The organism is Aeromicrobium phoceense (assembly GCF_013868155.1).
Taxonomy (GTDB): Bacteria; Actinomycetota; Actinomycetes; order Propionibacteriales; family Nocardioidaceae; genus Aeromicrobium; species Aeromicrobium phoceense.
This window is the reverse complement of the sequence record NZ_JACEOG010000002.1, coordinates 139,732-164,561: the sequence shown is the minus strand read 5'-3', so window position 1 is coordinate 164,561 and position 24,830 is coordinate 139,732. Positions and strand designations below refer to the sequence as shown.

General features: G+C 71.4%; 27 protein-coding genes. 17 read left to right on the top strand and 10 right to left on the bottom strand.

Annotated features, from left to right (window positions below):
* Positions 1-142 precede the first annotated feature (142 nt).
* The 10 genes from H1W00_RS16645 to H1W00_RS13975 all read left to right on the top strand — a co-directional run bounded on the left by H1W00_RS16645 (position 143) and on the right by H1W00_RS13975 (position 9,970).
* On the top strand, positions 143-235 hold the full coding sequence (locus H1W00_RS16645; RefSeq protein WP_172806354.1) for a potassium-transporting ATPase subunit F: 93 nt from the start codon (positions 143-145) through the stop codon (positions 233-235).
* The gene (gene kdpA / locus H1W00_RS14015; protein ID WP_181756452.1) at positions 232-1,863 is read left to right on the top strand and encodes a potassium-transporting ATPase subunit KdpA; all 1,632 of its coding nucleotides are present in this window, start codon (positions 232-234) and stop codon (positions 1,861-1,863) included. Before H1W00_RS16645 ends, kdpA begins: the two co-directional genes overlap by 4 nt.
* A gap of 98 nt (positions 1,864-1,961) precedes the next feature.
* Positions 1,962-3,881: a potassium-transporting ATPase subunit KdpB gene (kdpB, locus tag H1W00_RS14010; protein ID WP_276568846.1), complete on the top strand. Its 1,920-nt coding sequence runs from the start codon at positions 1,962-1,964 to the stop codon at positions 3,879-3,881.
* Positions 3,882-3,886: 5 nt separating this feature from the next.
* Positions 3,887-4,471, top strand: coding sequence for a potassium-transporting ATPase subunit KdpC (gene kdpC, locus H1W00_RS14005; RefSeq protein ID WP_181756450.1), 585 nt, complete (start codon positions 3,887-3,889; stop codon positions 4,469-4,471).
* A gap of 29 nt (positions 4,472-4,500) precedes the next feature.
* Positions 4,501-7,014 carry an ATP-binding protein gene (locus H1W00_RS14000; RefSeq protein ID WP_338072918.1) on the top strand — a complete coding sequence of 838 codons (2,514 nt, stop codon included), beginning with the start codon at positions 4,501-4,503 and terminating at the stop codon, positions 7,012-7,014.
* Positions 7,011-7,685 (top strand): response regulator, encoded by a 675-nt coding sequence (locus H1W00_RS13995; protein WP_181756449.1) that lies wholly within the window; start codon positions 7,011-7,013, stop codon positions 7,683-7,685. The genes H1W00_RS14000 and H1W00_RS13995 overlap by 4 nt, the downstream gene beginning before the upstream one ends.
* A 93-nt stretch (positions 7,686-7,778) precedes the next feature.
* Entirely contained in the window at positions 7,779-8,096 is a 318-nt protein-coding gene (locus H1W00_RS13990; protein WP_181756833.1) for a PadR family transcriptional regulator, read from the top strand.
* Between the two features lies 1 nt (position 8,097).
* On the top strand, positions 8,098-8,448 hold the full coding sequence (locus H1W00_RS13985; RefSeq protein ID WP_181756448.1) for a DUF1048 domain-containing protein: 351 nt from the start codon (positions 8,098-8,100) through the stop codon (positions 8,446-8,448).
* Positions 8,445-9,197 (top strand): ABC transporter ATP-binding protein, encoded by a 753-nt coding sequence (locus tag H1W00_RS13980; protein WP_181756447.1) that lies wholly within the window; start codon positions 8,445-8,447, stop codon positions 9,195-9,197. Before H1W00_RS13985 ends, H1W00_RS13980 begins: the two co-directional genes overlap by 4 nt.
* Complete coding sequence (locus H1W00_RS13975) at positions 9,194-9,970, top strand: ABC transporter permease (protein WP_181756446.1); 777 nt, start codon at positions 9,194-9,196, stop codon at positions 9,968-9,970. The genes H1W00_RS13980 and H1W00_RS13975 overlap by 4 nt, the downstream gene beginning before the upstream one ends.
* Before the next feature lies 1 nt (position 9,971).
* Here the strand turns inward: H1W00_RS13975 and H1W00_RS13970 are convergent, their stop codons facing one another.
* Together H1W00_RS13970 and H1W00_RS13965 are read right to left on the bottom strand one after the other, a co-directional pair.
* Positions 9,972-10,838: an RNA polymerase sigma-70 factor gene (locus H1W00_RS13970; RefSeq protein ID WP_338072917.1), complete on the bottom strand. Its 867-nt coding sequence runs from the start codon at positions 10,836-10,838 to the stop codon at positions 9,972-9,974.
* Positions 10,835-11,419, bottom strand: a complete 585-nt coding sequence (locus H1W00_RS13965; protein WP_181756444.1) for a carboxymuconolactone decarboxylase family protein — start codon at positions 11,417-11,419, stop codon at positions 10,835-10,837. The genes H1W00_RS13970 and H1W00_RS13965 overlap by 4 nt, the downstream gene beginning before the upstream one ends.
* Before the next feature lie 92 nt (positions 11,420-11,511).
* Here H1W00_RS13965 and H1W00_RS13960 point away from each other — a divergent pair, with 92 nt between their 5' ends.
* Complete coding sequence (locus tag H1W00_RS13960; RefSeq protein ID WP_181756443.1) at positions 11,512-12,147, top strand: class I SAM-dependent methyltransferase; 636 nt, start codon at positions 11,512-11,514, stop codon at positions 12,145-12,147.
* Between the two features lie 28 nt (positions 12,148-12,175).
* Positions 12,176-12,604, top strand: coding sequence for a hypothetical protein (locus H1W00_RS13955; RefSeq protein ID WP_181756442.1), 429 nt, complete (start codon positions 12,176-12,178; stop codon positions 12,602-12,604).
* Here H1W00_RS13955 and H1W00_RS13950 read toward each other — a convergent pair whose 3' ends face one another.
* From H1W00_RS13950 to H1W00_RS13925, 6 genes are all read right to left on the bottom strand, one after another.
* Positions 12,605-13,081, bottom strand: a complete 477-nt coding sequence (locus tag H1W00_RS13950; protein WP_181756441.1) for a MarR family transcriptional regulator — start codon at positions 13,079-13,081, stop codon at positions 12,605-12,607.
* Entirely contained in the window at positions 13,074-13,949 is an 876-nt protein-coding gene (locus tag H1W00_RS13945; protein WP_181756440.1) for an LLM class flavin-dependent oxidoreductase, read from the bottom strand. Before H1W00_RS13945 ends, H1W00_RS13950 begins: the two co-directional genes overlap by 8 nt.
* The gene (locus tag H1W00_RS13940) at positions 13,946-15,952 is read right to left on the bottom strand and encodes an LLM class flavin-dependent oxidoreductase (RefSeq protein ID WP_181756439.1); all 2,007 of its coding nucleotides are present in this window, start codon (positions 15,950-15,952) and stop codon (positions 13,946-13,948) included. The genes H1W00_RS13945 and H1W00_RS13940 overlap by 4 nt, the downstream gene beginning before the upstream one ends.
* Before the next feature lie 47 nt (positions 15,953-15,999).
* The gene (locus H1W00_RS13935; RefSeq protein ID WP_181756438.1) at positions 16,000-16,416 is read right to left on the bottom strand and encodes a hypothetical protein; all 417 of its coding nucleotides are present in this window, start codon (positions 16,414-16,416) and stop codon (positions 16,000-16,002) included.
* A gap of 169 nt (positions 16,417-16,585) precedes the next feature.
* Positions 16,586-17,146 (bottom strand): hypothetical protein, encoded by a 561-nt coding sequence (locus tag H1W00_RS13930; RefSeq protein WP_181756437.1) that lies wholly within the window; start codon positions 17,144-17,146, stop codon positions 16,586-16,588.
* Between the two features lie 106 nt (positions 17,147-17,252).
* Positions 17,253-17,543 carry a hypothetical protein gene (locus H1W00_RS13925; protein WP_181756436.1) on the bottom strand — a complete coding sequence of 97 codons (291 nt, stop codon included), beginning with the start codon at positions 17,541-17,543 and terminating at the stop codon, positions 17,253-17,255.
* 146 nt (positions 17,544-17,689) lie between these two features.
* On the opposite strand from H1W00_RS13925, the gene H1W00_RS13920 reads away from it, so the two are divergent.
* The 4 genes from H1W00_RS13920 (at position 17,690) to H1W00_RS13905 (ending at position 22,419) form a co-directional block, all read left to right on the top strand.
* On the top strand, positions 17,690-19,669 hold the full coding sequence (locus tag H1W00_RS13920) for an MFS transporter (RefSeq protein WP_181756435.1): 1,980 nt from the start codon (positions 17,690-17,692) through the stop codon (positions 19,667-19,669).
* Positions 19,666-20,208: a TetR/AcrR family transcriptional regulator gene (locus H1W00_RS13915; protein WP_181756434.1), complete on the top strand. Its 543-nt coding sequence runs from the start codon at positions 19,666-19,668 to the stop codon at positions 20,206-20,208. Before H1W00_RS13920 ends, H1W00_RS13915 begins: the two co-directional genes overlap by 4 nt.
* A gap of 43 nt (positions 20,209-20,251) precedes the next feature.
* Positions 20,252-21,922: an ABC1 kinase family protein gene (locus H1W00_RS13910; RefSeq protein WP_181756433.1), complete on the top strand. Its 1,671-nt coding sequence runs from the start codon at positions 20,252-20,254 to the stop codon at positions 21,920-21,922.
* A gap of 86 nt (positions 21,923-22,008) precedes the next feature.
* On the top strand, positions 22,009-22,419 hold the full coding sequence (locus H1W00_RS13905) for a four-helix bundle copper-binding protein (RefSeq protein ID WP_181756432.1): 411 nt from the start codon (positions 22,009-22,011) through the stop codon (positions 22,417-22,419).
* Here the strand turns inward: H1W00_RS13905 and H1W00_RS13900 are convergent.
* Positions 22,403-23,380 carry a YeiH family protein gene (locus tag H1W00_RS13900; protein WP_181756431.1) on the bottom strand — a complete coding sequence of 326 codons (978 nt, stop codon included), beginning with the start codon at positions 23,378-23,380 and terminating at the stop codon, positions 22,403-22,405. The genes H1W00_RS13905 and H1W00_RS13900 overlap by 17 nt on opposite strands.
* A 70-nt stretch (positions 23,381-23,450) precedes the next feature.
* On the opposite strand from H1W00_RS13900, the gene H1W00_RS13895 reads away from it, so the two are divergent.
* Entirely contained in the window at positions 23,451-24,353 is a 903-nt protein-coding gene (locus H1W00_RS13895; RefSeq protein ID WP_181756430.1) for a LysR substrate-binding domain-containing protein, read from the top strand.
* A 34-nt stretch (positions 24,354-24,387) separates the two neighbouring features.
* On the opposite strand, the gene H1W00_RS13890 is transcribed toward H1W00_RS13895, so the two are convergent.
* On the bottom strand, positions 24,388-24,768 hold the full coding sequence (locus tag H1W00_RS13890) for a VOC family protein (RefSeq protein WP_181756429.1): 381 nt from the start codon (positions 24,766-24,768) through the stop codon (positions 24,388-24,390).
* Positions 24,769-24,830: the final 62 nt, after the last annotated feature.

Genomic DNA, 24,830 nt, shown 5'->3' with positions numbered 1-24,830 from the left:
GACCGCTTCCTCGACGCGCCCGTGCGGCACCTCGAGCGCTATGCCGTGGCCCGATAGGCACGTCCGACAAGCCCACGTCAAGCGGCGTCAAGATCGCGTCAAGACGCGGGAAGCGCCGCACGGCCGGCACTTTGCTGGCTGCATGAGCATCGAAAGCGGCCTCATGACGGCAGTAGTGATCGTGCTGGCGATCTACCTGCTGGCGGCCCTCATCCTCCCGGAGCGTTTCCAGTGACCGACTCCCTCGCCGGGCTCCTGTCGATCGCCCTGCTCGTGTCGCTGCTGGCCGTCGTGTACGTGCCGCTCGGTGACCACATGGCACGCGTCTTCACCAGCTCCCGTCACCTGCGCATCGAGCGCCTCGTCTACCGCGTTACAGGCGTCAGTCCCGACGCCGAGCAGAGTCCGAAGGCCTACGTCCTGAGCGTCGTCGGGTTCACCCTGGTCAGCGCCGTCGCGCTGATGGGCCTCCTGCTGGGCCAGGCGCACCTGCCGATGAGTCGCGACCTCGACGGGATGCCCTTCTGGATGTCCTTCAACACCGCGATCTCCTTCGTCACCAACACGAACTGGCAGTCCTACGCGGGCGAGTCCACGCTCGGCTTCACGGCCCAGATGGCCGGCCTGGCGGTGCAGAACTTCCTGTCCGCCGCCGTCGGCATCGCGGTCGCGGTGGCGCTGATCCGCGGGTTCTCCCGCTCGCGCAGCGGATCGCTCGGCAACTTCTGGGTCGACCTGACGCGCGGCACCCTGCGCGTGCTGCTGCCGGTCGCGTTCGTCGGCGCCGTGCTCCTGATGGCGGGCGGCGTCGTGCAGTCGTTCACCGACACCACCGCGACCACCCTGATGGGCGACTCGCAGGTGCTGACCGGTGGTCCCGTCGCCAGCCAGGAGGCCATCAAGCTGCTGGGCAACAACGGCGGCGGCTTCTTCAACGCCAACTCGGCGCACCCGTTCGAGAACCCCACGGCATTCACGAACCTGCTCGAGGTCTTCCTGATCCTCGTCCTGCCCGTCTGCCTGACCCGCACCCTGGGCACGATGGTCGGGAGCCGGCACCAGGGTCTCGCGGTGCTGGGCGCGATGACCTTCCTCGCGACGATCTCGCTCACGGTCACCACATGGGCCGAGGTGAGCGGCGCCTCGATGGAGGGCAAGGAGGCCCGCCTCGGCACCTGGGCCTCGTCGCTGTTCGCCGTGGCGACGACCGGCACGTCCACCGGAGCCGTCAACTCCGCCCACGACTCGATGACGCCCGCCGGTGGCGGCACCGTGCTGGTCAACATGATGCTCGGTGAAATCGCACCGGGAGGGGTCGGCGCCGGGATCTACGGGATCCTCGTCATGGCGATCCTGACGGTGTTCGTGTGCGGCCTCATGGTGGGCAGGACCCCCGAGCTGCTGGGCAAGAAGATCAGCACGAGGGAGATGCGGTTCGTCGCGCTCTACGTGCTCACCACACCGACCCTCGTGCTCCTCGGAACCGGCGTGGCGATCGCCCGCGGGTCCACCGTCGGCGCGATGGGCAACCCGGGCGGTCACGGCTTCAGCGAGGTGCTCTACGCCTTCACGTCGGCCGCCAACAACAACGGCAGTGCCTTCGGCGGCCTCACGGTGACCTCGGACTTCTTCCAGATCACGCTCGGCCTGGCGATGCTGATCGGCCGCGTGCTGCCGATCGTGCTCGTCCTGATGCTGGCCGGCTCCCTGGCCCAGCAGGCGAAGGTCCCGGTCACCGCCGGAACCCTGCCCACCCACCGTCCCCTCTTCGTCGGGATGCTCGTCGGCGTCATCGTCATCATGACGGCGCTCACGTACTTCCCGGCTCTCGCCCTCGGACCGATCGCAGAGGCCCTCGCATGAGCACCACCACCCGGAGCGCCCTCGGGCGCCAGGCCCTCCAGCAGCTGCCCGCGGCACTGCGCAAGCTCGACCCGCGTCACCTGTGGCGCTCCCCCGTCATGTTCATCGTGTGGCTGGGATCGGTCGCCGCGACGATCGCCGCCGTCGGCGACCCGAGCACCTTCACCGTCCTCATCGCGGTGTGGCTGTGGCTCACGGTGATCTTCGGCAACCTCGCCGAGGCCGTCGCCGAGGGACGCGGCAAGGCACAGGCCGCGTCGCTGCGGGCTGCTCGCACCGACACGATGGCGCGGCGGCTCGGCCCCGACGGCACCGAGACGCAGGTGGCCGGCACCGAGCTGGCCGTCGGTGACCTGGTCGTGGTGGAGGCCGGCGAGGTCATCCCGGGCGACGGCGACGTCGTCGAGGGCATCGCCTCGGTGGACGAGTCCGCCATCACGGGCGAGTCCGCCCCGGCCATCCGCGAGGCGGGCGGCGATCGCAGTGCGGTCACCGGCGGCACGCGCGTGCTGTCGGACCGCATCGTCGTGCGCATCACGGCAGCCGCCGGCGAGACCTTCCTCGACCGGATGATCGGGCTCGTCGAGGGCACCTCGCGGCGCAGGACCCCGAACGAGATCGCGCTGTCGATGCTGCTGACGAGCCTGACGTTCGTGTTCCTGGTGGCGGTCGCGACCCTCGCCCCGATGGCCGAGTACGCGGGAGCACCCCAGGACCTCGTCGTCCTCGTCGCGCTCGTGGTCTGCCTCATCCCCACCACGATCGGCGCGCTGCTGTCCGCCATCGGCATCGCCGGCATGGACCGGCTGGTCCGGGTGAACGTGCTGGCCATGTCGGGCCGCGCGGTCGAGGCCGCCGGCGACGTGAGCACGCTGCTGCTGGACAAGACCGGCACGATCACCCACGGCAACCGGCGCGCCACGCTGCTGATCGCCGCACCCGAGATCGGCGAGTCACGGATGCGTGAGGCCGCGCGCCTCTCGAGCCTGGCCGACCTGACGCCGGAGGGTCGCTCGATCGTGGAGCTGGCGGTCGCCCAGGGCGCCGGCGGCGGCGAGCTGCCCACCGGCGCCGAGTTCATCGAGTTCACCGCGCAGACCCGCATGTCCGGCGTCGACCTGCCCGACGGCACCCGGATCCGCAAGGGCGCGGGCTCCGCGATCGAGGCGTGGACCGGGCGGGCCCCCTCCGACGACGTCACCGACACGATCAACGCGATCGCCCGTGGCGGCGGCACGCCCCTCGTGATCGCCGAGCAGGACGCCGACGGCAAGGGCACCGTGCTGGGCGTCGTCCAGCTCAAGGACGTGGTCAAGGACGGGATGACCGAGCGCTTCGCCGAGCTGCGTGCCATGGGGATCCGCACCGTCATGGTCACCGGTGACAACGCGCTGACGGCGCGGGCGATCGCGAAGGAGGCCGGCGTCGACGACTTCCTCGCCGAGGCCACACCCGAGGACAAGCTCGCCTTCATCCGCCGCGAGCAGGAGGGCGGCCACCTCGTCGCGATGACGGGCGACGGCACGAACGACGCGCCGGCGCTTGCCGCCGCCGACGTCGGTGTCGCGATGAACAGCGGCACCGCCGCCGCGAAGGAGGCCGGCAACATGGTCGACCTCGACTCCGACCCGACCAAGCTCATCGACATCGTCGAGATCGGCAAGCAGCTGCTCATCACCCGCGGTGCCCTGACCACGTTCTCCATTGCCAACGACGTGGCCAAGTACTTCGCGATCATCCCCGCGATGTTCGTGGCGGCGTACCCGTCACTGGACGCCCTCAACGTCATGGGGCTGGCGACTCCGGAGTCGGCCATCCTCTCCGCCGTCATCTTCAACGCGCTGATCATCGTGGCGCTCATCCCGCTGGCCCTGCGCGGCGTGAGGTTCCGCGCCGCGTCGGCGATGTCGGTCCTGCGGCGCAACGTCCTCGTCTTCGGGCTGGGCGGCGTCCTGGTCCCCTTCGCCGGCATCAAGCTCATCGACCTGCTCGTCTCGACCATCCCCGGAATCGGCTGATCACCATGCTCAACTCACTGTCCGACCTCGCCCGCCAGTCGCTGGCCGCGCTGCGCGTGCTCCTCGTCCTCACCGTCGTCCTCGGCATCGCCTACCCCGTGGTGGTCTGGGGAGTCGCCCAGCCGCTGGGCGACCGGGCCGCCGGCCAGCCCGTGCGGGTCGACGGGCAGGTCGTCGGCTCGCGCCTCATCGGCCAGTCGTTCGAGGGTCAGGAGTGGTTCCACTCCCGCCCGTCGGCCAACGACCACGACACCCTCGCCTCCGCACCGAGCAACCTCGGACCGCTCAACGAGGACCTGCTCGCCACGATCGATGAGCGCCGCAGCACGGTCGCCGCGACGGAGTCCGTGCCCGAGGCCGACGTGCCGGCCGACGCCGTCACCGCCTCCGGCTCGGGACTGGACCCGCACATCTCCCCCGCCTACGCCGGGCTGCAGGTCGACCGCGTCGCCCGCGCCAGGGGCCTGGACGCCGAACGCGTGCGGGAGCTCGTCGAAGCGCACACCGAGGGCCGGTTCCTCGGGATCCACGGCGAGCCGGTCGTCAACGTGCTGGAGCTCAACGTCGCACTCGACCGTGCCTCGCGCTAGGCGAACGGGCCCGGGTGGAGACTGAGCACGTGGGAACGGCGAACGAGCGCGGCACACTGCGCGTGTACCTGGGAGCCGCCCCCGGGGTCGGGAAGACCTACGCGATGCTCGACGAGGGCAACCGCCGGCTGGCGCGCGGCACCGACGTGGTGGTCGGGTTCGTCGAGACCCACGGCCGCCCGCACACCATCGATGCGCTGGGCGACCTCGAGGTCGTGCCCCGCGCCCGCGTCGAGTACCGCGACACGGTGCAGGAGGAGATGGACGTCAAGGCGATCCTGGCCCGCCGGCCGGCGGCCGTGCTCGTCGACGAGCTCGCGCACACCAACCTGCCGGGCGGCCGGCACGCGAAGCGGTGGGAGGACGTGGAGGAGCTGCGCGACGCCGGGATCGACGTCGTCACCACCGTCAACGTCCAGCACCTGGAGTCCCTCAACGACGTCACCGAGTCGATCACCGGTGTCCGCCAGCGCGAGACCGTGCCCGACGAGGTGGTGCGCGCGGCCGACCAGATCGAGCTGGTCGACATGAGCCCGCAGGCGCTGCGCCGGCGCATGGCGCACGGCAACGTCTACACCGCGGAGAAGGTGGACGCGGCCCTGCACCACTACTTCCGCGAGGGGAACCTGACGGCGCTGCGCGAGCTGGCGCTGCTCTGGCTGGCCGACCGGGTCGACGAGGGCATGGGTCGCTACCGCGAGCAGCACGACATCACGGGCACCTGGGCCACCCGCGAGCGGATCGTGGCCGCGGTCACCGGGGGCCCGGAGTCCCTCACGCTCATGCGGCGCGCGGCACGGATCGCCTCGCGGCGGGCGGGCGGCGAGTGGCTCGCGCTCTACGTCACGCGGCACGACGGCCTCAGCACCATCTCCCCCGACCGGCTGTCCCGGCTGCGGGCCAAGACCGAGGAGCTCGGCGGCACCTTCCACACGGTGCTCGGCGACGACACGGCCGACGCGATCCTGGCCTTCGCCCGCGCGGAGAACGCCGACCAGGTGATCATCGGCGCGAGTCGGCGCGGGCGGCTGCCCACCCTGCTGCGTCCCGGCATCGGCGAGCGCGTCATCACGGCGTCGGGTGACATCGACGTGCACATCGTGACCCACGACCACGCCCGGCGGCGCGGCTTCCGCCAGGAGCAGGGCGTGCACCACCTGGGTCCCCGGCGCCGCGCCCTCGGCTTCGCGTTCGCGGTGCTGGCGCCCGCCCTGGTGAGCCTGCTGATGTGGTGGACCGACTCGCTGCACGCCCTGCCCTCCGAGGCGATGCTGCTGATGACGGTCGTCGTGGCGACGGCGCTGATCGGCGGGCTCCTGCCCGCCGTCGTGTCGGCCGTGCTGAGCGGCGTGCTGCTCAACGTGCTGTTCACACCACCGCGGTACACCCTCACGGTGGCCGAGCCCGAGAACGCCGCGGCCATCGTGCTGTTCGTCCTCGTCGGCATCGCGGTCGCGAGCGTCGTGGACCACTCCGCCCGGCGGGCCACCGAGGCGCGGCGTGCGAGGGCCGAGGCCGACAGCCTCACGGTGCTGGCGCACAGCCTGCTGACGTCCGGCGACGACCTCGAGGGTCTGCTCTCCTCCGCCTCCGAGCTGTTCGGCGCCCGCGGCGCGGCGGTCCTGCGCCGGAACGGCCCCGGCGACTGGGAGGCGGTCGCGGCGGTCGGTGACGCACCCTCGACCGTGGAGGACGGCGCGATCTCCACCTCGATCGACGACCGCACCGTGCTCGTGCTGCGTGGCGGATCGCAGAGCGCCTCCGAGCGCGGCCTGCTCAACGCCTACGCGGCCTACGCCCAGGTGATGGCCGACCGCTCCCGGGCGCGGGTGGCCGAGATCGAGCGCCACCGGCTGGCCGAGGCCGACCGCACGCGCACGGCGCTGCTCGCGGCGGTCTCGCACGACCTCCGATCCCCGCTGGCCGCCGTGAAGGCGTCCGTGGCCAGCCTGCGCAGCACCACCGTGACGTTCTCGCCGGACGACCGAGCCGCGCTGCTCGAGACGATCGAGGAGTCGACCGACCGGCTCACCGCCCTGGTGACCAACCTGCTCGACATGAGCCGCATCCACACCGGTGCGGTCACGGCGCACCCGTCGGAGGTGGCACTGGCCCGCGCGGTCCACGCGGCCGTGGTGCCGCTGGAGCACGACGGGCGGATCACGATCGAGGTCCCCGACCACGTGAGCGTGCTCGCCGACCCGGGCCTGCTGGAGCGGGTGCTGGCGAACATCTGCGAGAACGCGCTGAAGTACACCGCGCCCGAGGCCGGCATCCGCGTCGACGCGGCCGTCGTCGGCGAGCGGGTCACGCTGCGGATCGCCGACACCGGCCCGGGCGTCGGCGACGGCGACCTGGAGCGGATCTTCGCCCCGTTCCAGCGCCTCGGCGACGTGCCCGGCAAGGACGGCGTGGGGCTCGGACTGGCAGTGGCGCGCGGGCTGACCGAGGCGATGGGCGGCACGATCACCACCGAGCCCACCCCGGGCGGCGGCCTGACCTTCTCCATCGACCTGCCCCGACCGACCGAGGAGAGAGCATGACCTTCGTGCTGGCCGTCGACGACGACCCCGCGATCCTGCGCACCCTGGGCATCAACCTGCGGGCGCGCGACTACGACGTCGAGACCGCGGGGGACGGTCGCTCGGCGCTGCAGATCGTGGACGAGCGCATGCCCGACGTGATCCTGCTGGACCTCGGCCTGCCCGACCTCGACGGCATCACCGTGCTGAGGCGCCTGCGCGAGTTCACCCAGGTGCCCGTGATCGTGGTGTCGGCGCGCACCGAGCCCGACGACAAGGTGGAGGCGCTCGACCTCGGTGCGGACGACTTCATCACCAAGCCGTTCTCGATCGAGGAGCTGCTCGCTCGCGTGCGGGTGATGACGCGACGCGCCACGGCGACCGAGCCCTCGCTGGTCGTCGAGACCGGCGGCCTGGTCCTCGACGTCACGGAGTCACGCGCGAGCCGTGACGGCACGGAGATCCACCTGACGCCGATCGAGTGGAAGATCGTCGGTGCCCTCGTGCGCAAGCGTGGACGCCTCGTCCGCCAGACCGAGCTGCTGCGTGCGGTCTGGGGTCCGGGGTATGAGCGCCAGTCGAATTACCTGCGCGTCCACCTCGCCGGGATCCGGCGCAAGCTCGAGCCGGACCCCTCCCAGCCGGCCCTCTTCGTCACCGAGCCGGGCATCGGACACCGCTTCTCCGGGTGACCGCTTGACAGGTACTCAGTGTTGCTATCTACTGGTACTCACTGACAATGAGTACTGAGTGGACAGGGGTGAGCGACCGTGGGCGGCAAGCAGATGACCGAGATGCTCAAGGGCACGCTCGAGGGGATCGTCCTGGCGATCCTGGCAGCACGTCCGGCGTACGGCTACGAGATCACCTCGGGCCTGCGCGAACAGGGATTCACCGACATCGCCGAGGGCACGGTGTACGCCCTGCTCATCCGCATCGAGAAGCGCGGGCTCGTCGACGTCGAGAAGGTCCCGTCGGAGAAGGGTCCACCGCGCAAGGTGTACTCGCTCAACGCTCAGGGACAGCAGTACCTCGACGAGTTCTGGGAGACGTGGAGCTTCCTGGCAGAACGGCTCGAACAGCTCCACGAAGGAGGCAAGTGACATGACGAACCCGATCACCCGCATGTTCGGCGAGAAGAAGCAGTGGCGGCAGTACAAGGCGCGCCTGGCCGCACTCCCCCAGCCGCACCGCGCGGCGGCGGAGGCGATCGAGCACTACCTCCTGAGGGTGGGAGCGGTGTTCGTGAGCGACGCCGACGGGCTGCTGCAGATGTTCGACGACATGGTCGAGCTGTTCGAGCAGAGCGCCGCCGACGGCACCGCCGTGCGCGACATCGTCGGCGACGACCCGGTGGCCTTCGTGGAGGACTTCATCACGAACTACCCGTCCGGTCGCTGGCTGACGAAGGAGCGCCAGCGGCTCAACGAGGCGATCACGGAGGTGGGGTCATGAGCGCCATCGCCGTCCGCGGGATCCGCAAGTCGTTCGGTGACGTGGAGGTGCTGCGCGGGGTCGACCTCGAGGTCGCTCCGGGCAGCGTCTTCGCCCTGCTCGGCTCGAACGGGGCGGGCAAGACCACGCTCGTGCGGATCCTCGCCACCCTGCTCCGCCCCGACGCCGGCGAGGCCTCGGTGGCCGGGTTCGACGTGGGCACGCAGGCCGCCGAGGTGCGCGGGGCGATCAGCCTCACGGGCCAGTTCGCCGCCGTGGACGACATGCTGACCGGGCGCGAGAACCTCGTGCTGGTCGCTCGCCTGCGGCACCTCCCCGATGCGGGCGCGGTAGCGGACGAGCTGCTGCAACGGTTCGACCTCGCCGAGGCCGGCGGCCGCCGCGCGTCCACCTACTCCGGTGGCATGCGTCGTCGCCTCGACATCGCGATGAGCCTCATCGGCAACCCGCCGGTGATCTTCCTCGACGAGCCGACCACCGGCCTCGACCCGCAGGCGCGGCTCGAGGTCTGGCAGACGGTCAAGGCGCTCGCCGACGGCGGCACCACGGTGCTGCTGACGACGCAGTACCTCGACGAGGCGGAGCACCTGGCCGACCGCATCGCGATCCTGCACGACGGCCGGATCATCGCCAACGGCACCCTGGTTGAGCTCAAGCGGCTGCTGCCGCCGGCGAAGGTCGAGTACGTCGAGAAGCAACCCAGTCTCGAGGACGTGTTCCTCGCGATCCTCGAGAAGGAGGCGGCATGACCACGCACGGTGTTCGATGGACTGGCGGCAGCGACACGGCCGCACTGACCGGCCGCTCGCTGCGGCACATCCTGCGCAGCCCCGACACGATCATCACCACGACGATCATGCCGATCATGTTCATGCTGCTGTTCGTCTACGTGTTCGGCGGCGCGATCGAGGTCGGCACCGAGGCCTACGTCGACTACCTGCTGCCCGGGATCCTGCTGATCACCGTGGCGTCCGGAATCGCGTACACGGCGTTCCGGCTGTTCATGGACCTGCAGGGCGGCATCTTCGAGCGCTTCCAGTCGATGCCGGTGGCCCGGTCGTCGGTGCTGTGGGCGCACGTGCTGACGTCGCTCGTGGCGAACCTGGTGTCGCTCGCGGTCGTGGTGGGCGTGGCGCTGCTGATGGGCTTCCGCTCCGGCGCCGGACCGGTCGCGTGGCTCGGCGTGCTCACCCTGCTGGTGCTGTTCACCCTGGCGCTGACCTGGCTGGCGGTCATCCCCGGCCTCACCGCGAAGACCGTCGACGGGGCCAGTGCGTTCGCGTACCCGCTGATCTTCCTGCCGTTCCTCAGCTCGGCGTTCGTGCCGACCGAGACGATGCCGGGTCCGGTGCGCGCCTTCGCGGAGCACCAGCCGGTCACCTCGATCGTCGACGCGATCCGCGGCCTGCTCGACCAGCAGCCCGTCGGCAGCGACTTCGTGGTGGCGGTGGCCTGGTGCCTCGCCCTCCTCGTGGCCGCGTACGTGCTCGCAATGACCGTCTACCGCCGCAGGCTCTCCTGAGTCAGCGTGTGAGACGGACGGGCCCGGGCAGCGAGAGCTTGTCCGGGTTCCGCACGATGTGCAGGGCCGTCACCACTCCGCCCTCCACCACCGCGGTCGCGATCGCGGTCACGGCTCCGGCCTCGCTGATCACGAGGCCGTTCTCGCCATTGATCCACACCGGCTCCACCCGCATGTCGGCCGGCATCACGCCGGCCAGGAAGCGCAGCACCTTGTCGCGGCCCAGGATCGGCCGGCGCGCCGCGCTGGCCTTCCCTCCCCCGTCGCTGATCAGGACGACGTCGGGTGAGATCACGTCCAGCAGCTGCTGCAGGTCGCCCTCGGCGATCGCCCGCTGGAACCGCACGAGGACCTCGGTGCGCTCCTGCGCCGTGACCTCCGACCTGGGCCGCCTGGCGGCCACGTGCGCCCGCGCCCGTCGCGCGATCTGACGGACGTTGTCGGGCGTGCGGTCCACCGCGGCGGCGATCTCGTCGTATGGCAGGTCGAAGACCTCGCGCAGCACGAAGACGGCGCGCTCGGTGCTGCCGAGCGTCTCCAGGACGAGCAGCATCGCAGTCGAGACCGACTCGGCGAGCGCGACGTCGTCCGCGACGTCCGGCACCGTCTCGAGGGGCTCGGGCAGCCACGGGCCGACGTACGACTCGCGCTGCCGGGCCAGCGTGCGCAGGCGGTTGAGCGCCAGGCGGGTGGCGATCCGCACGAGGTAGGCGCGCGGCTCCTGCACGTCCTCGCGGTCGTCGGCGCTCCAGCGCAGCCAGACCTCCTGCACCACGTCCTCGGCGTCCGCCGCGGAGCCGAGCATCTCGTAGGCCACGGTGAACAGCAGCGGGCGGTGCGCCGTGAACTCGGCGAGGACGTCCGTCACTGAGCTTCCGCCTTCGGGCCCTCCACCAGGGGCAGCTCGCACACGTCGCTGAAGCCCTGGCTGGCCAGGCCCGCCGCCGAGTTGAAGCGCGATCGTTGGTTCTCCACGGCCACCATCATGGTCAACTCCACGAGTGCCGCGTCGCCCAACGCCTCACGCAGGCTCGCGACCTGCTCGTCCGTGACGGTCGGTGGGGTCGCCGTCATGGCCTCCGCGTAGGCCATCACGTCGCGCTCCAGGGGCGTGAAGACGTCGGAGTCGCGCCAGCGGGGCACCTCGCGCACCTTGCGCTCGTCGAGCCCCTCGTCGTGCGCCAGGTAGTAGCCGAAGTCGAGGCACCAGCTGCACCCGATGCTCGCGGCCGAGGCCATCACCGCGAACGACTTGAGGTGCGGGTCGAGGGCGTCCCACGCGCCGACGCGCCGCTCCCACGCCAACACCGAGCGCAGCAGCTTCGGGTGGTGCCACATCACCGGCACCAGGTCGGGGACGCGCCCGTACATCCGGCGAGCGGCCGCCGAGACGGCGCGGGCCACCGGCGAGGTCATCGGTGCGGCGGGGATCCGGAACGAGCTGGTCATGGCTTCTCCTTCGTCGGACCTCGGTCGAGGTCGCTCAGCATGAAGACACCGGCCGCGGCCGTTCCGTGACACCCGTGGAGGAGGATGGCCGCATGACCTCCTCCCCTCAGCCACGGTGGTTCACCGACACCCAGCCCGGCCACTCGCAGTGGTTCATCGAGCGCTTCCGCGCCCTGGAGGCCGAGGGCAAGGACCTGCTCGGCGAGGCGCGGTTCGCCGACATGCTGGCCGAGCGCGGGTCGCGGGTCCTCGACGCGGGCTGCGGCACCGGCCGGATGGCCGCGGCGCTGCAGGCAGCCGGCCACGTCGCGTTCGGCGTGGACGTCGATCCCGAGCTCATCGCGGCCGCGGAGACCGACCACCCCGGCCCGTCGTACGCCGTCGCGGACCTCAGTGAGCTGACGACGGACGACGTCGGCGGCGACCAGGTGGACCTCGTGATCTGCGCCGGCAACGTGCTGGTCTTCGTGGCGCCCGGCACCGAGCTGCGTGTGCTCGAGCGGCTCTGCGAGGTGACCCGTCCGGGTGGGCGCGTCGTGATCGGCTGCCGGCCGGAGGCGACCTACCCGTTCGAGCAGTACGACGCCGACCTGGCCACGCTGGCGAGCCGCGGGATCGCACGCGTCGAGCACCGCTTCTCCACCTGGCACCTCGATCCGTTCGAGGCGGACTCCGATTTCGCGGTCACCGTCCTGAGGCGCGGGGAGGCGACTTCCGACGTAGCGTGAAGGGGAACCCACCTCGAAGGAGATCCCCATGAAGCTGAGCCATGTCCCGCTGCGACTCGCCACCGGAGCGTTCATCCTCAACAGCGGCCTGAACAAGCGGAACCTCCCGCCCGAGGCAGCAGCAGGGCTTCAGGGCATGGCGACGAACGCCGTCCCGCAGGCGGGCGACATGGATCCGGAGTCGTTCGGCAAGGCGCTGAGCAAGGGCGAGATCGCCCTCGGCGCCGCCCTGCTGGCGCCCTTCGTTCCGTCGGCGATCGCCGGCGCCGCCCTGACCGCGTTCGGCGGCGGCATGATCAAGATGTACCTGAGCACGCCCGGCATGACCGCCGAGGGCTCGAGCTTCCGGCCGAGCCAGGACGGCACGGCCATCGCGAAGGACATCTGGCTGGTCGGCGCCGGCCTCAGCCTGCTCATCAGCGGGCTGACCCCGAAGAAGCCCCTCATCGGCAAGTGATCAGCAGGCGGCGTCCGCATCGTCCTCGGTGAGGGCGATGCGGGCGACCACGGCCTCCGCCGCCTCGCGCAGTGTGGCGAGCTGCGTCGGCGTGAGCACGTCGAAGAACAGCTCCCGGACCTGCGCCACGTGTGCCGGTGCGGCGGAATCGATGGCGGCCCGGCCGCTCTCGGTGATGCTCACCAAGGGAGCCCGCCCGTCGTCAAGGCACGCGTCGCGGCGCACGAGTCCCCGTTGCTCCATCCGGCGCACGTGGTGGGCCAGTCGGCTCTTCTCCCAGCGCAGGTGGCAACGAAGGTCCCGCGCACGGAGGACCCCGTCGGGCGCCTCCGAGAGGTTCGCCAGCACGGCGTAGTCCGCCGCCGAGATGTCGGACTCGGCCTTGAGGCCCTGGGCAAGCGCCGTCATCAGGTCGTCGTGCATCGCCAGGACGCTGCGCCACGTGCGCTGCTCCTCGGCGTCGAGCCACTCAGTCACGGTGCGCCCCGCGTTCGGCGGTGACGAGCTCGCGGACGGCCGGAGCGATCTCCGCGGCGAACCTCTCGGTCGTGGCCGTGTCGTCCGAGGCGAGGATGAAGCCGCTCGTGCCGTAGGCCAGCGCGATCTCCGCGAGCTGCTCGGCCGAGAGGTCCCCGGCCAGGTTGAGGAAGCGGCGGATGTCGCGCGGGTCGCGTCCCGCGCCCGTCGCCGCGTCGTCGATCCGGCGGTTCATGTCGGCCAGCTCCGCCGGGCCCTTCTCGAGGTACGCCAGCGACGGCAGCCAGCCGTCGGCCACGCGACCGGTCATGCGCAGGATGCGCGGCTTGTAGGCGCCGACCCAGATCTCGACCGGGTGCGCGGGAGCCGGCCCGCGCTTGGCGCCGTGCACGTCGTAGTGCTTCCCCCGCACCGACAGGACGCTCGTGTCCTCGGTGTCCCAGATCCCGCGGATGATCGCGATGGCCTCCTCGAGTGCCTCGATCGACTCGCCGGGCGTGCGCCGGGGGCCACCCATGGCCTCGACGCCGTCCCAGAAGGCGCCGGCGCCGAGGCCGAGCTCGATCCGGCCGCCGCTGAGCTGGTCCAGCGTCGCGATCGAGCGCGCGAGCACGGCGGGCGGGCGCAGCGGGAGGTTGGTGACGTTCGCCGCCAGCCGGATCCGCTCGGTCTTCGCGGCGGCGTACGCGAGCAGCGTCGACGTGTCGTGGAACTTCGCGACATAGGGGTGGTCCTGGAACGTCACCAGGTCCAGGCCCGCGCGGTCGGCGACGATCGCCTGCTCGACGGCCCGGTGGACGGGCCGGTTCACGGGGGTCACGAAGGTGCCGAACAGCAGGTCGTGTCCGTAGTCGGTGGTGTCGGTCATGAGGCACTCCTCGTCTCGGCAGGGGCGATGTTGAAGTTGTCGCGAAACAGGTTGTCGGGGTCGAGCTCGGCCTTGAGCCGGCGCAGCCGCTCGAGCGTCGCGGGCGGGAACGCGTCGGTGATCCGCTCGGGGTCCCGTCCGCTCTCGAAGCTGAGGTACAGGCCGTTCGACTGGCGTCGCACGGGCTCGAACCAGCGGTCGAGGCGCTGCGCGTTGGAGCCCATCACGGTGAGCGAGAAGCCCGCGTCGCGGTGCGCGTAGGCGGTGGCGTCCGCCGGCACGTCGGCGATCGCGCCGCCCACCGTGCGGATCTGGAAGAAGTGCGAGGCGCCACTGTTGATGAGGTCGTCCGACGCGGACGCGAAGCCCGGCGTGATCTCGCGCGCGAGGACCGAGCGGGAGACCGGCTCCCCACGACCCTGGTGCGGGGACTCGGGGAACATGTTCATGACCGCGGCGTACGGGGCGATCACGACCTGCTGCTGGGTCAGTGGCGCGGCATCGGCGAACGGCTGGAGCTGGCCGATGATCAGCTCGGGGTCGGCGGAGTCGACCATCGCCATGATCTGCGCCATGCCCTGCCCGAGGATGAGGAAGGGCGTGGTCTCGCGCGGCAGGTCGGCGACCACGCGGCCGAAGGACTCGAGGTAGGCCGCGGGGTCGGGGGCGCGGAACGTCAGCTGCGCCCAGCCGACGTCGCCCACCTCGTCCACCGCGAACTCGAACGCGACGGCGACGCCGAAGTTGGCGCCGGCGCCGCGAGCCGCCCAGAACAGCTCGGGACTCTCGTCCGCGGTGGCGCGCACGACGCTGCCGTCGGCCATCACCATCTCGACGGCCGTGAGGTGGTCGATCGTGAGGCCGTGCTTGCGGCCGAGGAACCCGATGCCGCCCGCGGTCGCCAGCCCGCCGACGCCCACTCCCCCGTAGTCGCCCGAGCTCAGCGCCCAGCCGTGCGGCTGCAGCGCGGTCGCCACGTCGCGCCAGCGGGCGCCGGGACCGATGCGGACGAGACGGCTGGACTCGTCGAGCACGGTGATCTCGTCGAGCCGGCCGAGGTCGATCACCAGGCCGCCGTCGTTCGTGGAGCGGCCGCTGATCCCGTGGCCACCGCTGCGGATGCCGAGCGGGAGGTGCCGGTGCGTGCGCGCGAACTCGATCGCACTGACGACCTCGTCGACCGTGGACGGACGCAGCACGAGGCCCGGGTCGCCGCCGCGCAGGTAGGTGGAGCGGACGGAGGGGAACGCCGGGTCGCCGGGTTCCACGGCGGTCTCGGCCAAGCCCTCGGGGACGAGGTCGTAGCCGATGCCGGGGCGACGGAGGGCGCGGACGTCGGCGCGGCGGATCGGACGCGCGGAGAGTGCGCCGGGCGGCAGGGCGCGCTCGGCGCCCGCGCGGACGGCGTGCACCAGCCCCTCGTCCACGGTGCCTGACCGGAGCGCGAAGGAGCTGACGCCGTGATGGACGACCAGCGTGATGAGGTTCTCGGCGGAGCGCTCGTCACTCAGCACGACCGCGCGGCGGACCTCCCGTACGTCGCGGCCGGCCTCGGTCGCTGCTCTGTCGATGGCAGCGTTGATGTCGGCGCCGAACTCGTCCACGCCGACGACCAGCCCGTCGGCGATCCGGCCGGCGAGGGCCACGATCTCCGGATCCGATCCGCTCAGCCAGATCGGGATCGGCCGGTCGACCTCCAGGGCACGAACGGCCTCGATCACGGCGGTCACCGCGTCCGCGTCCTCGGACTCGAGCACGAGCTCCACCCGGCCGCCCGACAGCGACTGGAGGCTGCCCGCGGCCCGCGCGACCATCGCTGGGGCCCGGTCGTCCACCGCGATCCGGGGCGCGAGCACGACACCCTCGGTGCGCGCGGCCGACCACGCCGCGAGCGTCAGCGCCTCCTCCCCAGCCAGGACAGCGACGTCGTGGCCTGTCTCAGCGGGAGCCGACGTCTCGACGCCGAACCTCAGTGGGTGTCCATAGTTCCGCGTGGTTGACACATCAACATCCTAGTGCGTAGATGTTGATGCATCAACCTCCGAACGGGTCAGCAGCTCAGCCCGGATGCCGCCCGCTCGCGGGCGGACTGGACCGCATTGAAGTCGTCACCGAGCGAGGCTCGCGCCTCCGGCACCGTCGCGTCGCCGTCCACGGTCTGCACGCCGTCCTCGAACCGCTCCCAGGCGTCGTCGACCTCTTCCCACGCGGCCTCGTCGGCCTCGTCCACCTTGTCCTCGGCCTTCTCGATCGCCTTGCGGACCTCGAAGCGCGCGTCGCGCCACTGTTCCACCGTGGACTCGGGCGTCAGGGTCGAGCCCACCTCGGTGAGCGTGGTGCCGAGGTCGTCCAGCGCATCACAGGCGGCCGCCTCCTTCTCCTCCTGCGACTGTCCGCACGCGCCGAGCCCGAGGGCCAGCACGCCGGCGGTGAGCGCGGTGGCGAGGGTCTTCTTCGGTCCGTTCATGGTTCCTCCGATGGATGTCATGGGTGCGGCATTTCCATGGAGGGGACGCGTACAGGAAAGTAGTGACGACCTTACCGGGGATCCGAGTCGTCTGGAACTGCGCAGGCGAGGCGTGACGTGGGCAGAGAGAAGGCGGCCCCAGGTGGGATGGGGCCGCCTTCCTGCTCCCTCAGAACCGCGAGAAGGGCTTCGGCGTGGCGTAGCCGAAGGTGGCGTCCTCCGCGAACGCGTTGACGCCGAAGGTGGCGTTCAGCGCGCCGGCGGCGGTGTCGGTGAGCGTCAGCTTCACCGCGCCGAGGTCGCGACGGTCCGACTTGCGGATCTTGAACAGGTCGACGCGACCGACGTTGCCGACCGTGCCCGAGACGTTGCCGCTGACGCGCAGCCGCGCAAGGTCGATGTTGAAGTCCGAGACCGTGATCGTCGAGGCGCCGGCGCTGAGGTTCAGGCCGCCGCTGTGCTTGATCCGCAGACCCTTGAGGCTGTACCCGGTGATCGGGAACTTCGCGGCGAGCGTGCCCTTGTAGGCACCGGCCTTCGCGCCCTGGACCGGCGCAGGCGTGATGCCCGCGCTGCCGATGAGCTCGTACACGGCCGGAGCGACGGCCACGCGCGTGTAGCCGACCTTCTTGGCGGTGCTCTTCGATGCGGCTTGCGCGGGTGTTCCCATGGCGGTCGCCATCCCCAGACTCAGGACGACCGTCAGCAACGCGAGGATTGCCTTCTTCATGATGTTCCCCTTTTCAGCGGCCGGAGCTTCCGACCTCCTGAGGGGGCTTCGGAGACGTCACCGATCCGGATGGGAACACGTCCGAGGGCTGGGATTGCAAGCCGAATCAGGCGCGGTGGGCCTTCCAGATCCCCATCATGAACAGGCTGATCGCCGACGCGATCGCGAGCGCGGTCCAGGCGGCCACCGGGCCCGAGACGTATCCCGTGCGGGCCGGACCCATGCTCAGGAGCGCCACGAGCGCGGCTCCCCACGCGACCAGAGCGACGACGAACCCGACGCCGAGGATGATCCCGCCGAGGCGGGGTGGCTTCGTGCCCTCGAGGTGGGACTGGTCCTGGGGCTGCCCGACGTGCGGGACGTGGACGTGCGGTAGATGGAGGTGCGCGGTCGCCATGATGCTCTCCGTTCGCCAGGGTCACATCGACCTGTCATTCGACTGTACGCCTGGAACTCCGGGACGACAACGGCCTCGCGGCGAGCCCGAGAACCTGCTTGACTGAGCCGTGAACAAGCGTTCACGACCTTCCGAACGGACCCTGAGTGACCTCCTCCCCACCCTCCGCGGCCGCGACGCAGCGGACCGCGCCGCCGGCGCGCAGTGCCGCGCTGATCGTGACGACGCTGTCGCTGTGCGGCATCGTCGTGTCGCTGCAGCAGACGCTCCTGCTGCCCCTGCTGCCGATGCTGCCCGACCTCGTGGGCGCCTCGGCCGACGACACCTCGTGGCTGGTGACCGCGACCCTGCTGACCGGCGCCATCGCCACCCCGACCGTCACCCGACTGGCCGACATGTACGGCAAGCGCCGGATGATCGTGCTGGCGCTCGGGATCTCGGTCCTGGGCTCGATGGTCGGTGCGGTCAGCGACGACCTCGCCCTGCTGATCCTCGCCCGCGCCCTCCAAGGTGTCGGCACGGCGGTCGTGCCGGTCGGCATCGCGATCATGCGCGACGAGCTGCCGCGCGAGCGGATCCCCCTCGGCGTCGCCCTGATGAGCGCGACGCTGGCGATCGGCGCCGGGGTCGGCCTCCCCGTGGCGGGCCTGATCTCCGAGCACCTCGACTGGCACGCGATCTTCTGGGTGACCGGGGCCGTCGGCCTGGTCCTGCTGGTCGCCGCCATGGTGGTGCTCCCCGAGTCCCCGGTCCGCACGCGCGGCACGTTCGACATCCGCGGGGCCGTGCTGCTCTCCGGCGCCCTGACCGCGCTCATGCTCGCCATCTCCAAGGGTTCGATCTGGGGCTGGACCTCGCCGACCACGCTCGGTCTCGTCGCCGGCGGCGGCATCCTGCTCGCGATCTGGGTCCCCGTCGAGCTGCGCACCCCGAGCCCGCTGGTCGACCTGCGCGTCTCGTCGCGGCGCGCGGTCGTCCTGGTGAACTCGGCGTCCGTGCTCATCGGATTCGCGATGTTCGCCAACATGCTGCTCACCACGCAGCTCCTCCAACTCCCGGAGGAGTCGGGCTACGGACTCGGGCTCGGCGTCCTCGAGACCGGATGGTGGATGGTGCCCAACGCGGCGGCCTTCGGCCTCATGGCACCGGTCTCGGCCTGGCTCACGCGGCGGTTCGGTCCGCAGGTCACGGCGCTGTCCGGCTGCCTCATCATGAGCGTCACGTACGTCGCGCGCGTGTTCTTCAGCGACAACCTCACCCAGATCGTGATCGGCTCGGTCGTGGTCGGTGCGGGCACGGCCATGGTCTACGGGGCGCTGCCCACGATGATCATGCGCGCCGTCCCCGTGACGGAGACGGCCTCCGCGAACGGCCTCAACGTCCTGCTGCGCTCGATCGGCACCACGACCGCCAGCGCCATCGTTGCGGCCGTCACCTCGGCCTCGATCGTGACGATCGGCGGTGAGGAGGCGACCAGCGAGGGCGCCCTCAAGCTGCTGTTCTGGATCGCGGCGGCGGCGGCGATCCTGAGCGCGGCAGTCACGTTCCCGACCCTGCGGATGCCGGACTTCGCGCCCGAGGCGGACCGCTCCGGGACCGCGACCACGAGCCGGCCCACGCGTGTGGTGCGCGGCCGGGTCGTCGACGAGCACGCCCGGCCGGTGCGGAACGCCGTCGTCACCGTGCTGACCACCGAGGGCGCCGCCGTCGACTGGGGCCAGGCCGACTCCGAGGGGCAGGTCAGCGTCGCCGTGCCGGGACGCGGCGACTACTTCGTCGTGACCTCCGCCGACGGCTGGCAGCCCCGGTCGCGCATCGTCACCCTCGACGACGACTCCCGGTTCCCGCCCCTCGTCCTGCGCCACCGGCTGACGCTCGAGGGCACGATCAGCGACACCGACGGCGCCCCGATCTCGGGCGCCCTCGTGATCCTGACCCACCACGCCGGCGAGGCGGTGCACTCGACGCGCACCGACGAGGACGGTCGCTACGCGGTGCCGCGACCCGCCAACGGCCGCTACGTGCTCAGCGCCATCGCGGACAACGGCGCGACGGGGGCCCGTCCCGTCACCGTGTGGGAGGCCAACCGCACCGCGGACCTCACGCTGGGGACACCCCTCGCATGACGGCTCCCGAGGCGCCGGACCTGCACGCCGCAGTATGGGGCGCAGCCGCCGAGCTGTTCGCGCGCAACGGCTACCCCGAGGTGACGATCCGCGCGATCGCAGCCCGTGCCGGCACCTCCCCCGCCCTGGTGATGAAGGTCGCCGGCAGCAAGGAGGAGCTGTTCCACCGCACGGCGACGATCAGCGCACCGGCCCTGCCCGACGTGCCCGTCTCGCAGCTGGGACCGGCCCTCGTCGCCGAGCTCGTCGACCGGCAGCGGCGCGGGGACCTCGAGCACCTGGGCCGCGCGATGATGCTGCGCGTCAACGCTCCGGATCCCGAGTGCGTGAGAGCCAAGTTCCTCGGCGGCTACGTCGCGCCGCTGACCGAGGTCCTCGAGGGCCCGCGCCCGGAGCTGCGGGCCGAGCTGGCCGTCTCGGCCCTCCTCGGGCTGGCGACCACCCTGCGCTTCTTCGAGTCCCCGGCACTCCTCGCCGATCTCGATGCGGCGGAGGCCGTGTACGGGCCGATCGTGCAGCAGCTCCTCGACGCACCGTAGGGGAACCGGCGCGCCCGCCAGCCACTACCGGCATGCTTGCGACATGACGATCCTGGACGACAACCGGTACGTCGCGCTGGCCCGGCTCGTGCGACGCCACGGCAGGTCCGACCTCCTCGCCGGGGCCCAGCTCGACGAGTTCGACATCGACGACGAGACTCCCCTCGGCGACGCCGAGCGCGCGGAGGCCTTCGCCGACGACCTCGAGCGGATGGGCCCCACGTTCATCAAGCTCGGCCAGCTGCTGTCCACGCGCTTCGACCTCCTGCCCGCGTCGTACACGACGGCGCTGGAGCGGTTGCAGGACGAGGTGGACCCGATCGAGTTCGAGGCCGTCCGCGAGGTCGTCGAGACCGAGCTGGGCGCCACGCTGAGGGAGCGCTTCACCGAGTTCGACCCCGAGCCGCTGGCCGCGGCCTCCCTCGGACAGGTGCACCGGGCGGTACTGCGGAACGGTCGCGAGGTCGTGGTGAAGGTGCAGCGACCGGGAGTGCGCGACGTCGTGCGCGAGGACATGAAGGTGCTCGGCCGGCTCGCGCGACTGGCCGACAAGCGCACCGAGGTCGGCCACCGGTTCGGCTTCGGCCGCCTGCTCGACCAGTTCCGCCGCTCCCTGGCCGGCGAGCTCGACTACCGCCGCGAGGCGCGCAACCTGGTCACGTTCGGCGAGCTCACCGCCGCGTACGACCTGCTGCTCGTCCCGCAGCCTGTGCCGGCGTACACCACCTCGAAGGTCCTGACCATGGACTTCGTGAAGGGCCGCAAGGTCACCGACATCGGCCAGCTGGGCCTGGTCGACCTCGATGCCCGGCCCATCGTCGAGCAGCTGTTCAGCGCCTACCTGCGGATGATCCTCGACGCCGGCATCCTGCACGCCGACCCCCACCCGGGGAACTTGCTGCTCACCGACGACGGCCGCCTGGCCCTGCTCGACCTCGGCATGACCGCGTCGGTGCCGCCGCGCGTCCAGCACGACATCATCAAGCTGCTGCTGGCCATCAGCGACGGCGACGGCGAGGAGACCGCCTCGATCCTCGCGAGCATGGGACACCCGCTGGACGGGTTTGACGCCGGCGCCTTCCGCGACGACGTGTCGCACCTGGTGTCCGAGGCGATCGCGAGCGGCGCCGACGTCGCCGTCGGCGCGGTACTGGTCGATCTGAGCCGCCTGTCGGGTGCCCACGGGCTGCGGCCGCCCGCCGAGATGTCGATGGTGGGCAAGGCGCTGCTCAACCTCGACCGCTCGACGTCGCACCTCGACCCGGGCTTCTCCCCCGCCGAGGCCATCCGCGAGAACGTCAGCGACATCTTCACCGCCGGGCTCACCATGACGCCGGGCGGGATCGTCGCGGCCGCGATCGAGTCGAAGACCTTCGTCGCCGAGCTGCCCAAGCGCGCCAACCGGATCATGGACGCCCTCGCCGAGGGCGAGTTCCGGGTCAAGGTCGACGCGATGGACGAGCAGCGCCTGCACATGGTCCTGCAGCGGATCGCCAACCGCCTGACCCTCGGCATCATCATCGCCGCCACGATCCTCGGTGCCGCGCTGACGATGCGCGTCCCGTCGGAGTGGTCGCTGCTGGGCTATCCCGGCCTGGCGATGCTCCTGTTCCTCTTCGCCGTCTGCTCCGGGATCGCGATGGCCGTCTGGATCCTCATGACCGACCGCAAGGTCGCCCGCACGCAGCACCCGACGGGGCCGCCGCCGTCCTGAGGGGCGCATCGTCGTCGTCCGAACGGGTACGCACCGGGTGGAGCGGGGCGCTTCCGCGTCCCACAGCGACGGCCCGAGGAGGACCCATGACCACGACGATGCTGGACGCCACACCGAAGGACTGGGGCAACGTCGACCGCGAGAGGCTGGCCGCCTGCATCGAGGCCTGCTTCGCGTGCGCGCAGACGTGCACGGCCTGCGCCGATGCCTGCCTCTCCGAGGAGATGGTCGCGGAGCTGACGCGATGCATCCGCACCGATCAGGACTGTGCCGAGATCTGCGTGGCCACGGGCAACGCCCTGACCCGCCTCACCGCCGACACCGCCGACGTCAGCCGCGCGTTCCTCGAGGCGTGTGCCAGCGTCTGCCGGGCCTGCGGCGACGAGTGCGAGCAGCACGCGCAGATGCACGAGCACTGCCGCATCTGCGCCGAGGCCTGCCGTCGCTGCGAGCAGGCGTGCCGCGACCTGCTGGCGAGCCTCACATCAGGAGCGTGAACAGGGCCAGCGAGGAGCCTGCGGCGATGGCCGTGGAGAGCGTCGCCAGGAGAAGGGCGCGAGCGGGCACGGGCCACAGCTCCCGCATCCGGATCCCGAGACCGAGGCCGAACATCCCGGCCGCCAGGAGCACGTTGGTCACCACGCCCGCCACGGTCAGCGCGGACTCCGGCAGCACCCCGGTGCTGCGCAAGGCGACGGCGGCGATGAAGCCCACCACGAACCACGGCAGCAGGGGCGCCTTCCTCGAGCCCTCGTCGGTGCAGCGGCGGGCCACGAGGATCGACATGGGCGCGAGCATCGCGACCCGCCCGAGCTTCACGGTCGTGGCCAGCGCCACGGCTCCACCGCCGAGGACCGATCCTGCCGCGACGACCTGGGCCACCTCGTGGATGCTGGCGCCGGCCCAGACGGCCGCCTGGGCCTCGTCGAGTCCGACCAGGTGCGAGGCCCACGGGACGAGGGCGATCATGATCGATCCGAAGACGGTCACGAGGGCCACGGCCAGGGCCACGTCGCGCTGGCGGGCCCGCACCGTGTCGGCGACCGCCGCGATCGCGGCAGCACCGCAGATCGAGAAGCCGGCCGCCATGAGGGTCACGAAACGCGGCTCGAGGCGCAGCCGGGCGCCGATCGCGAGCGTGCCGTAGTACGTGATCAGAACGGTGCCGATGACCACGGCGACGCCGCCCAGCCCGATCCCGAACACCGCGTCGATCGGCAGCTTGATGCCGAGCATGACGACGCCCCAGCGCAGCAGCAGCTTCGTGAGCCGCTCCTGGTCGTGGAGGATCCGGTGCCGGGCGAGAGGCGTGTTCGTGACGACGACGCCGAGCACCAGCGCGACCAGGAGCGGACTCGCGAGGGGAAACACCAGGTTCACCCCGGCCGCGATCGCGGCCGCGACGAGCGCCGGCGCGAGCCGGTATCCCGAGGTCCGGGCGTCGAGGGTGAGGGCCATGCCTCGACCATCGCCGAGTGCGGTCCGCGGCAGTAGACCCCGCGATCGACGTGGGATATAAACAAAGGTGATGACTCCCGACGTCGACATGGAGACCCTGCGCCTGCTGGCGGACCTCGCCGAGCTGAACAGCCTCAGCGCGGCGGCCCAGGCCCGGGGCATCAGCCAGCCGGCCGCGAGTGCCCGGCTCCGCGCGTTCGAGGCCCGCTGGCGGGTGACCGTCGCCGACCGGTCGCCACGGGGAACGGCCCTGACGACCGACGGGCTCGCGATCGTGTCGTGGGCCCGCACCGTGCTGCACGAGGTCGACCTCATGCGTGCCGCGCTCACGGCCCTCAGCGACGAGCGGCACGCCGAGCTGGAGGTGGCCGCGAGCCTGACGATCGCCGAGTTCATCCTGCCGCGCTGGCTCGGCGAGCTCCGCAGCCGATCCGTGGTCGTCCGGCCCCGGCTCCACGTCGTCAACAGCGAGAAGGTGGCCGAGCTCGTCCGCTCGCGCACGGTGGACGTCGGATTCATCGAGAGCGCCGCGGTCCCCCGCGACCTGGCCCACCGCCTGGTCGGGTCGGACCAGCTGGCCGTGGTCGTCGAGCCGCGCCACCCGTGGGCCCGGCGCAGCACGCCCGTCCCGCGCGAGGCGCTGCGGAACGAGGCGTGGGTGCTGCGCGAGACCGGCAGCGGCACCCGCAGCACGTTCGAGCGTGCGCTGCGCTTCGAGCCACAGCTCGCGATGGAGGCCGACTCCACGACGGCGCTGATCGGTGCCGCGCGGGCGGGGGTCGGCCCGGCCGTCGTCTCCCGGCGCGCCGTCGCGTCCGAGCTCGAGACCGGACGGCTCGTGGAGGTCCCCACCGACCTCGATCTCTGGCGGCCGCTCACCGCGATCTGGCTGATGGAGCGGCGCCTGCCGGACTCGGTCGACGCGCTGCTGCGCATCGCCCGCGCGGGGACGACCCGGCGACAGACGACCTAGGACCAGCACACCGGCCAGGGGGCGGGCGCCGCCGTCAGGCGACCCACTCGACGAGCTGCCAGATGATGCCGTTCGGGTCGGCGAACTGGCAGTAGCGCTCGCCCCACGGCTCGGTCTCGGGCGACGTCACCACGCGGGCGCCGGCGGCCTCGATGCGCTGGAACTCGGCATCGATCCCGTCGACGACGCACACCAGGAGCAGCCCGTCACCGGCGGAGCCCGCGGCCTCGCGAGGCTTGAACGTCGGCAGGCCCGTGGCGAGGAAGATCAGGTGGGAGCCTGTTCCGGCGTGCTGGAGCGAGACGAAGCCCTCGGCGGACATCGCCTCGGTGTAGCCGAAGTGGGTCCGGGCGAAGTCCGCGGACGCCTCGACGTCGGGGACGTTGAGCGACACGGCGGTCTGGGTGATGTTCATGGTGCCTCCCGGCGTTAAACTCTGTACGACGTACAAGGTAACGCACCGAACCCTGAATCGAT